The sequence below is a fragment of the Chloroflexota bacterium genome (assembly GCA_034717495.1).
GTDB lineage: Bacteria > Chloroflexota > Anaerolineae > JAAEKA01 > JAAEKA01 > JAYELL01.
Genome location: JAYELL010000068.1, coordinates 1 through 7495, shown reverse-complemented (window position 1 = coordinate 7495; position 7495 = coordinate 1). Strand labels below are relative to the sequence as shown.

Here is a 7495-nt window from a genome sequence, read left to right as displayed (position 1 = left end):
CAAGTAGACAAGGAAACAAGTAGACAAGGAAACAAGTAGACAAGGAAACAAGTAGACAAGGAAACAAGTAGACAAGGAAACAAGTAGACAAGGAAACAAGTAGACAAGGAAACAAGTAGACAAGGAAGCAAGTAGACAAGGAAACAAGTAGACAAGGAAACAAGTAGACAAGGAAACAAGTAGACAAGGAAACAAGTAGACAAGGAAACAAGTAGACAAGGAAACAAGTAGACAAGGAAACAAGTAGACAAGGAAACAAGTAGACAAGTAGACAAGTAGACAAGTAGACAAGTAGACAAGGAAACAAGTAGACAAGGAAACAAGTAGACAAGTAGACAAGTAGACAAGGAAACAGGATCGTTGGTACACCAGCAACGATGAAAATGCAGGTTGGCACGGTCGGCCCCTTACCGAGTGCTATTTTCAGGACAGTAGACAAGTAAGGAGTAGGCAAGCAGGAAGTAAAGAAGTAGGGAGAAGACCATGAAAATCGCAATACTTGGCGGCACGGGACCGGAGGGCAGTGGACTTGGATTGCGTTGGGCAGCCCGGGGACACCAGGTGATCATCGGTTCCCGCCAGGCTGAAAAAGGTGAACGGGTTGCCGGCGAGCTGCAGGTGCTCTTGCCGGAGGCAGCCATCAGTGGCAGCGATAATCTCACGGCGGCTGAACAGGCTGATGTGGTTGTGCTGGCCGTTCCCTACGGCGCCCAGGAACGCACTCTGGACGGCCTGAAGGACGCATTGCATGGCAAGTTGCTGGTGACGGTGGTCGTGCCCCTCGGTCAGCCGGTGGCGCGGGTCTGGCGTCCTCCCAGTGGCCTGTCGGCCGCGCAGGAAGCCAAACAACAGTTGGGTGAGCAAGTACGGTTAGTGGCCGCGTTTCAGAATATCTCGGCCCATCATCTGGTCGATCTCGATCATGAGATCGATTGCGATGTGTTGGTTTGTGGTGGGAACAAACAAGACAAGGCCATGGTGATCGGGCTCTGTGAGGATGCAGGCATGAGAGGTGTAAACGCCGGCGGTCTTGCCAATGCCAGCGTCGCAGAGGGCTTGACAGCTCTGCTCATTGGCATTAACATACGCCACAAGATCAAAAATGCCGGCATTCGTATCACGGGAATAGATGGGTGACAGGCCGGTCGCGCTAATATGAGACGCGACTCCTGATGTGTGGAATGTATCAAGTGGCACGCAATCCGGGACACAATTCGCGCCGTCCATCGCGACGACAATTTCCTCAACAGTAAATATCTCCATCGACTGATACCCTCACCGCCCCAAGGAGGTCCTGTATGCAGTTTGAGCTCAACGGCCAGCACAGGCAATTTGACGGCGATCCAGAGTTGCCATTGCTGACTTACCTTCGGGAGGTGGAGGGTATCGTTTCTCCCAAAGATGGCTGTTCCCCGCAGGCAGCCTGCGGATGTTGCGCGGTCGAGCTCAACGGCAAGGCGGTGCTTTCCTGTGTCATCAAGATGAAGAAGGTAGATGGGGGACAGGTGATTACCACCGAGGGGTTGGGTGAGTACAGGCAGAGTGTTTTTGCCAACGCCTTTGTTTCCCAGGGCGGCGTGCAGTGTGGCTTCTGCATCCCTGGTATTGTGATGCAGTCCAATGCGCTCATCGTTCGAAACAGCGACCCCAGCCGCGCCGATGTTGAAAAGGCGCTGACCCCACACATTTGCCGCTGCACCGGCTATAAAAAGATCGTGGATGCCGTGATCTTGGCCGCTGAAGCGATTCGCAATGAGGAGAGGGTTCCCCCGCCCGGCGGCAACGGCAGGATTGGCACCCGCCAGGCCAAGTACAGGGCGGAGGATCTGGTGCTGGGCCGGCACCGATACGTGGACGACATCCGAATCGATGGCATGGTTCACGGCGCGCTCAAGTTCAGTGATCATCCCCGGGCAAGGGTGCTGGCAATCAATACCGAGGACGCCCGGCGGCTGCCGGGCGTCCTTCGTATTGTCACTGCCTCCGATGTGGCAGGCGATCGGGTCACCGGCCTGATTCGCCAGGACTGGCCGCTGATGATCGCCGCTGGCGAAACCACTCGCTATATCGGCGACGTGCTGGCAGGCGTCGTGGCCGGGACTGAGGCAATTGCCCGCCAGGCTGTGGCGCTTATTCAGGTCGAGTACGAGGTGCTGGAGCCGGTTACCGACATGCACGAAGCGTCGAAAGCGGGCGCTCCGGCCATCCACGAGGGGGGCAACGTGCTGCATCGCACCGCCTTCACCCGCGGTGATCTGGAAAAGGCCATGGGGGAAGCCGCCCATGTTTCATCTGGCATCTACGAGACTCAGCGTATCGAGCATGGTTACATGGAGCCCGAAGCTTCTATTGCCTACCCAGACGAAGAGGGACTGGTGGTTATGTCCCAGGGGCAGGGTGTCTACGACGATCGCCGGCAAATTGCCCAACTCCTGGGCCTTCCTGAAGAAGAAGTCCGTGTCATCATGGTGCCAAACGGCGGCGGATTCGGCGGCAAGGAGGACCTCTCGACCCAGGGCCATGCTGCGCTGATGGCCCAGCTCACGGGCAGCCCGGTCAAGGTCAAGCTGACCCGCGACGAGTCGATCCGCATGCACCCCAAGCGCCACCCTGTTTGGATGGACTATGCTGTGGGCTGCGATGCCGACGGTATGTTGACCTTCATCAAGGCCCGTTTTGTGGGCGATACCGGCGCCTATGCCTCGGTGGGAATGAAGGTACTGGAGCGGGCCGCGGGACACGCCACCGGCGCCTATCACATCCCCGTGGCCGACATCGAGGCCGTGGCCGTTTACACCAACAACATCCCTTGCGGCGCCATGCGCGGCTTTGGCGTCAACCAGGCAGCCTTTGCCCTGGAGAGTTGCCTGGACGATCTGTGCCAGCAAGGGGGCTTCGACCGCTGGCAGTTCCGCTGGGACAATGCCATCACCGAGGGGTGCATGACTTCGACAGGCCAGGTCATCGAGAGCAGCGCTGGCGTGCGCGACACGTTGGAGGCTGTGAAGGAACAGTTTTACGCCGCCAAATACGCGGGCCTGGCCTGTGGCATCAAAAACACCGGTGTGGGAAATGCTGTGGCCGACGTATCTACTGCACGCATCACGGTGCTCGCGCCAGACAGGGTGTTGGTCGATCACGGTTGGACAGAGATGGGGCAGGGGGTAAATACCATCGCAACCCAGGTGGTCTGCAACGAGACGGGCATCGATCCCCGGATAATCGAGGTACGCATTGACACCGCAGCCAAGCAAACTGCCGGCATGACCACTGCCTCCCGCGCCACGTCACTGCTGGGCAACGCGCTGATCGACGCCGGCCAGAAGTTGGCCAGGGACCTGGAGACCCACGACCTGGATGAGCTGGTGGGCCGCCACTATGATGGGCGCTGGATTGTGGACTGGACCACAAAACCGGGCGCCAAGGCGGACAAGATCGTCACCCACTACTCCTACAGCTACGCCACCCAACTCGTGATCCTGGACGACGACGGTTTCGTGGCCAAGGTGGTTGCGGCCCACGACGCCGGCAGAATTTTCAACCCGATGCTCTTCGAGGGCCAGATCGAGGGCGCGGTGCACATGGGCCTGGGCTACGCGGTCAGCGAGGATTTGCCCATGGAGGGTGGCTTTCTGAAAAGCAGTCGCCTGCGCCAGTGCGGCATTCTGCGGGCCAGGGAGATGCCTGAGGTCGAGGTCATCGGCATCGAAGTGCCCGACCGCCATGGTCCCTACGGTGCCAAGGGTGTGGGCGAGATTGGCCTGGTGCCTACAGCGGGCGCTGTGGCCAATGCCTTCACCCAATACGACGGTGTCCGGCGAACCAGGCTGCCCATGCGTCGCAAGAAGCGTCGCTGACCTCAGCGCGGCCAGTGGCCTGTTTTTTCTCTTTCCCGGCGAGACCCCATGTTGAAAACCGCCAATTGCGGCAGGGGATTTGCCCGAAATAACTGTATTGACGTTGTTCTTGAGGCCGCTTGGGCGTAAAAACGCTCGAATTCCGTAGGATTGAGGCGAGCCATGCGAAACATGTTCTACCGTTATATCTCCGACCGAACCTTCGAGATTCTGCTCATGTTTCTTGCGGTTCTGGCAGCTTTTCTCTTTGGAGCCGTTATCTTGCTGCTGCAGGGAGTCAACCCCATCGAAGCCTATCGGGCCATGATCGTCGGTGCCTTCGGCAGCAAGAGTGGCTGGGCCGATACCCTGGTCAAATCGGTCCCCCTGATGTTGGTGGCGCTGGGCATCGCGATTGCCTTTCGCGGAGGCATGATCAATATTGGCGCCGAGGGCCAGCTCATCGTCGGCGCACTGCTGACGACTTTCGTGGGCATTCAGTTGGGCGACCTGCTGCCCGGTGTTCTGGTGATCATCATTGGATTGCTGGCAGGCGCGTTCATGGGAGGTATTTGGGGCGCCATTCCCGGCTATCTGAAAGCGCAGCTGGGGGTGAACGAGATCCTCAGCACCATCATGATGAACCAGATCGCCATCCAGATCGGTTACTTCTTATTGCGCGGGCCTATGATCGACCCGGCGGAGCTGGCAGCCGGCACCAACATCCCTCACTCCGCCCGTTTACCGAGATCGGTGGACATTCCCCGCTTCACCGATATTGCCAACGCGCTGGGTATTAGGGAGCGGGCCTCTGATCTGGGCTTGCAGGGTGCTATGGCCGATATCTATGGCATTTTTGCAGAACCCACCCGCCTCCACAGCGGTTTCATCTTTGCCGTGATCATGGCTGTTCTGGTGTACATCTTTCTTTGGCGAACCACGATCGGTTTCCGTATCCGAGCCGTCGGCCTGAACCCCCATGCCTCTCGCTATGCAGGGATGAACATCAAACGAAACATGGTGCTTTCGATGACCTTGAGCGGCGCATTCGCCGGCCTGGCCGGGGCGGTGGAGATCCTGGGTTTGCATCATCGCATGTTTGAACCCACAGCTGTCTCCGCCGGCTACGGCTTCACCGGAATCGTAGCGGCGCTCTTTGGCAAACTGCACCCACTGGGCATTATCCCCTCATCGGTTTTGTTCGGCGGGCTCTTGGTGGGTGGCGACAAGATGCAACGGGCCATGCAGATTCCTCAGGTGTTGACAACCGCGCTTCTGGGCCTGGTGGTGCTCTTCGTGGTCTGCACGCCCTACTTCGTGCGCAAGTATCATAACAAGCGTGTATCGATGGATATTGGTCCTAGCGACACTGATGCCGCAGGGGCTCCCGCGGTGCCGGCTGCACAGGAGGCAAGCGCATGACTCACGAACTCACGGTCATGGCGGTTTTTTTGGGTGTCATTCACTCCGGTATTCGCCTGGCCACGCCCTACCTGTATGCTGCTCTCGGCGAAACCTTCGCCCAACGCTCGGGGGTTCTGAACCTGGGTGTGGAAGGCATTATGCTCATGGGCGCCTTCTTTGGGTTTTTCACCGTTTTCCAGACCGGCAACCTGCTATTGGGCGTGCTGGCGGCAGCGGCGATTGGCATTGTCATGGGACTGATCATGTCGGTGGTCAGTATTACCTTCCAGGCGCAGCAGGGGATCAGCGGGATCGGCCTTTTCATGTTCGGATTGGGCATGTCCAGCCTGCTTTTCAAGACGATGTTGGGCACAGTCGAAGGCATCAACAGCTTTCCGGAACTGCAGGTTTGCCTCAGCGAGAGCTTCTGCATGGCCGACATTCCGATCATCGGCGACATCTTCTTCGGCCATAGCATCATGACCTACGGCGCTTATCTGCTGGTGCCAATCTCGGCCTGGATCCTCAACAAGACTACCTGGGGCTTGAAGATCCGGTCTGCGGGCCAGAACCCGGAAGCAGCCGACTCGCTCGGCGTGAATGTGAACGCGGTTCGTTATGCCTCCGTTACCCTGGGAGGGGCTCTGGCGGGAATCGCCGGTGCATCTCTTTCCCTTTCCCTGCTGGGTATTTTCCAGGAGAATATGACCAATGGTATCGGCTTCATTGCCGTGGCGTTGGTCTACTTCGGCAGTTGGCGGCCCCTGGGCGTTCTGGTGGGCGCGCTGCTGTTCAGCGGCGTGAATGCGCTGCAGCTGTGGGCACAGGTCCTTGGCCTGCCCATACCGTCGAACATCGCGGTCATGCTGCCTTATGTACTGACCATTGTTGCACTGGCGTTGCCCTTCCGACGCTCTCTGCAGCCGGCCGCACTGACCAAGCCATTCGAGCGAGGTGAGAACTGATGCGAACGGCCCCCACGGGCTGCAGTTCGCCATCACGCGCCACGCGCAGCAAAAATCTTGTGAGTGGAGTCAATGTCCAGGGCCCACCTGGTCTGGAACTCTGAGATCGTTCATTTCAACCCAATGCACCTGAAAGGAGCAAAGAAAGATGAAACACACGAAATGGCTGCTGGCCACACTGCTTATCCTGGCGCTGGCGTTGTCCGCCTGTGCCGCTGCACCATCAGCACCCGCCCAGCCGGCGCCGGCTGGCGAAGAGGCCGCTCCAACGCAAGCAGCGGCTGAAGAGCCGGCAGAGGAGGCCATGGTGGCGCCTGAAGGCATGCCCGGGATCAAGCCGGTGCGCATCGCACTGGTCATGCCCAGCACCACCACCGATCTGGCGTGGAGCCAGTCCATGTACGACTCGTTGAAGGAACTACAGAACTCCTATGGCGAGGATGTCTTCGAGATTGTCTATACCGAAAACATGTTCAACGTGACCGACGCGGCCGCTGCCATTCGGGATTACGCCGACAGCGGCTATAATCTGATCCTGGCCCATGGCGCCCAGTACGGCACATCGTTGTTCGAGATTGCACCTGATTTCCCCGAAACCAGCTTTGCCTGGGGCACCACAACCAACACCGGCGAAGAGGAGGGAGTGACCAACGTCTTCGCGTATGAACCCCGGGCCGAGCAAGGTGGCTATGTCACCGGTGTTTTGGCAGCGGAACTTACCGAGGCAGGCGTCATTGGCCTGGTTGGCCCGGTTGACGCCGGCGATGCCAAGCTTCACGTCGATGGTTTCGTGGCCGGCGTGCGCGACGCTAACCCCGATATCAGGGTCAATGTCTCCTTCACAGGTTCTTTCGGCGACACGGCGCTGGCGGCTGAAGCGGCCAATACACACGTCCAGGCGGGAGCAGATGTGTTAACAGGCTCCTCGCAGCAGGTGGTCGGCGCGATTGGTGTTGCCAAGGAAAAGGGCATTCCCTGGATCGGCATCCAGGCGGATCAGAGCCCGGTGGCACCTGAGATCGTTGTGGCAACAGTTCTTTACGACTGGAAACCAACGCTGTTGGAGATGATCACCTCCAATCAGTCTGGCGACTACGGCGGCAGGGTCTTGCAGCTCACGCTGGAGAACAGCGGCCAAACCATGATCTATGCCGATGGCTTGCCCACCGGGGCGGTCGAAGCGGCCAAGGCCGCTGAAAAGGGGATCATCGATGGTTCCATAGAGATCGTGCCGGAACCGAGATAAGGGCGTTCACTCGTCGGGGCGCCCCCCCGGGCGCCCCCCCCCCC

Annotated in this window: 5 protein-coding genes; all 5 read left to right on the top strand. The window is 58.8% G+C overall.

Annotation, left to right across the window (positions count from 1 at the left end):
• The first annotated feature begins 483 nt into the window (after positions 1-483).
• The 5 genes from npdG (at position 484) to U9R25_12905 (ending at position 7451) form a co-directional block, all read left to right on the top strand.
• A complete protein-coding gene (gene npdG, locus U9R25_12925; GenBank protein MEA3336809.1) occupies positions 484-1137 on the top strand; it encodes an NADPH-dependent F420 reductase in 654 nt (217 codons plus the stop codon).
• A gap of 161 nt (positions 1138-1298) precedes the next feature.
• A complete protein-coding gene (gene xdh / locus U9R25_12920) occupies positions 1299-3857 on the top strand; it encodes a selenium-dependent xanthine dehydrogenase (GenBank protein MEA3336808.1) in 2559 nt (852 codons plus the stop codon).
• A 162-nt stretch (positions 3858-4019) separates the two neighbouring features.
• A complete protein-coding gene (locus U9R25_12915) occupies positions 4020-5258 on the top strand; it encodes an ABC transporter permease (GenBank protein MEA3336807.1) in 1239 nt (412 codons plus the stop codon).
• Positions 5255-6205, top strand: coding sequence for an ABC transporter permease (locus U9R25_12910; GenBank protein ID MEA3336806.1), 951 nt, complete (start codon positions 5255-5257; stop codon positions 6203-6205). The genes U9R25_12915 and U9R25_12910 overlap by 4 nt, the downstream gene beginning before the upstream one ends.
• Before the next feature lie 148 nt (positions 6206-6353).
• Positions 6354-7451 carry a BMP family protein gene (locus U9R25_12905; GenBank protein ID MEA3336805.1) on the top strand — a complete coding sequence of 366 codons (1098 nt, stop codon included), beginning with the start codon at positions 6354-6356 and terminating at the stop codon, positions 7449-7451.
• The last annotated feature ends 44 nt before the right edge of the window (positions 7452-7495 follow it).